We start from the raw sequence: 2,163 nt of genomic DNA, 5'->3' as shown, positions 1-2,163 counted from the left end.
CGCAGATCTCCGCCTGTGTCCCATTGCTCGGCATAGTGGGTCGGCAGGTAGCCGATGTAGAGGCCGGTGGCGATGAGGTGCAGCGTACCCTCCAAGTGCATGGAGATCGCATCGGACGCCCAGCCGGTTTCAACCATTTCGTGCTTCTCGACCACGAAACCGCGACGCACGAAGTTTGCCGAGGACAGTCGGTCGGCTGCGATCGACGACAGCGCTTCCTCGAACAAGGGGTGTTTGCGCCCGCAATAGAGCGTGATTTCTTCGGTGTGAAGTTGCTGATACTCCAAATCCGGCAGTCCGGTCTTGCTTCCGCAGATGCCGAGGTTGCACCGGCCAGCGTGAACAGCTTTTTCGACCTCGTCCGGTGGCGCCACGTTGACGATGATCTCAACTTCGTTCGGTCTTTTACGGAAGCGCTCGATGGCGAGGCTGACAGGGTTGCATGGGTCCGTCGACATGTTGTCCATCAGCCAGATCGACAATTCTCCCCTCAGTTGGCCCTTGGCGCCTCCGACTGTGCTGCGGAAACCGTTGAGCGCATGGAACAGGCGCAGTGTCGCCTCGTAGACGACCTCGCCATGTTTGGTAAGCGAGAAGCCGCCTGGCCCGCGTACGCACAGCCTCATGCCGAAGCGTGTTTCAAGATCCGAGATATGGATCGAAATCGTCGAACGGTTGAGGTTCAACGTTTCCTCGGCGGCGGCGAAACCACCGCATTCTGCGACGACCCTGAAGACGCGCAGCAGGCGAATGTCAATCTTGTCGAGGGGCGGAATCTGGTTACGCATACGCTCTAGTCTCTGAGACTAACATGCGGCCCCGGTGGATGCGAGTCTATCAAACGTACGTTTAAGAAATCAAACTCCTATGTCTCGCCAGTTCACTTAACACTCCCGCAGCGACCGTGATCGACACGGCCACGCTTTACGGCTGGGAGGAGAACACCGTGCTGAAGAGTATTGTCTTTGTTGTTGGGCTAACATTAATAGCGATTGTTCCAGCAAAGGCGGAGGAAACTCTGCGTATAGCGACTGAAGGCGCGTATCCTCCGTTCAACCAGGTCGATCCAGATGGTTCACTTTCGGGCTTCGACATCGATATCGCCAATGCGCTCTGTGACGACATCAAGGCTAAATGCGAGATCGTCAAGCAGGATTGGGATGGCATGATACCTGGGCTGCTTGCCCGCAAGTACGACCTGATCGTCGCATCCATGACGATCACCGACGAACGCCAGAAAAAGGTCGATTTCACGCACAAATACTATCAAGCGCCGGATGTTTTCAGCGCCAAGAAAGGCTCCGGTTTCACAATTTCGCCGCAGGGCCTGAAAGGCAAAATCATCGGCGTTCAGCGCGGAACGATTCACGCCTGCTACGTTCAAAAGAAGTTCCCGGACAGTCAGATAAAATTCTATCCGAGCCAGCTCGAATCTTTCAGCGATTTGATGGCAGGACGGCTGGATCTCGTCTTTGCCGATTCGATTGGGACCGACCAGCAGCTGCTCAAGGCCGATGGTGGCGATGCATACGAGATTGTTGGCGACACGCAAAAGGATCACGAATGCCTTGGCGAAGGGATCGGTATTGCGCTCAGAAAGGGTAACGACAAGCTGCGCGACAGACTGAACACCGCGATCGACGACATTCGCGCCAACGGCACCTATGGCAAGATCAACGCCAAGTACTTTTCGTTTGACATCTACGGCAACTGAAACCGCAGACACTGAAGGGCAGGGTGCGGACATGTCAGGCAAGCTCCACTTTGACTGCGAAAGTCGCCCGCTGACTGTCCGCATCGCCACCTTACTGCTGGCCGGTTTCGCGGGCCGAGACGTCGCAGCAACGGAGCGTCACATCGCAGACATGGAGAAGGTCGGCGTGCCGCGCCCGGCTCGCTTTCCGGCAATCTACCCCGTCATCCCAGCGCTTCTGAGCCAGGCGGACCGGCATGAAGTGTATGGGACCGATACAACTCCGGAGGTGGAGTTTGTCTTATTTGGCCACGAAGGAGAGGTGTTCGTAACTGTCGGCAACGATCAGTGCGACACCGCGGTGGAAGCTGCCGGGATGGCTGAAAAAAGTAAGAACCTTTGCCAGAAAGTCGTGGCGCGGCATGCCTGGCCGTTAAGCAGCGTGACGGACCACTGGGATCGGCTGGGGC

Annotated in this window: 3 protein-coding genes; 2 read left to right on the top strand and 1 reads right to left on the bottom strand. The window is 56.8% G+C overall.

Annotated features, from left to right (window positions below):
* The coding region (locus EN993_RS35075; protein WP_164758032.1) for a LysR family transcriptional regulator at positions 1–788 on the bottom strand (788 nt) is incomplete at its 3' end.
* Between the two features lie 116 nt (positions 789–904).
* On the opposite strand from EN993_RS35075, the gene EN993_RS35070 reads away from it, so the two are divergent.
* Positions 905–1,714 carry a transporter substrate-binding domain-containing protein gene (locus tag EN993_RS35070; protein ID WP_348630455.1) on the top strand — a complete coding sequence of 270 codons (810 nt, stop codon included), beginning with the start codon at positions 905–907 and terminating at the stop codon, positions 1,712–1,714.
* A 31-nt stretch (positions 1,715–1,745) separates the two neighbouring features.
* A partial coding sequence (locus EN993_RS35065; RefSeq protein WP_164758031.1) for a DUF2848 family protein occupies positions 1,746–2,163 on the top strand: 418 nt, incomplete at its 3' end.

Source organism: Mesorhizobium sp. M7D.F.Ca.US.004.01.2.1 (assembly GCF_003997785.1).
Classification (GTDB): domain Bacteria; phylum Pseudomonadota; class Alphaproteobacteria; order Rhizobiales; family Rhizobiaceae; genus Mesorhizobium; species Mesorhizobium loti.
Note: the sequence above shows the minus strand (reverse complement) of the source record. Positions and strands in the feature narration are given on the sequence as shown.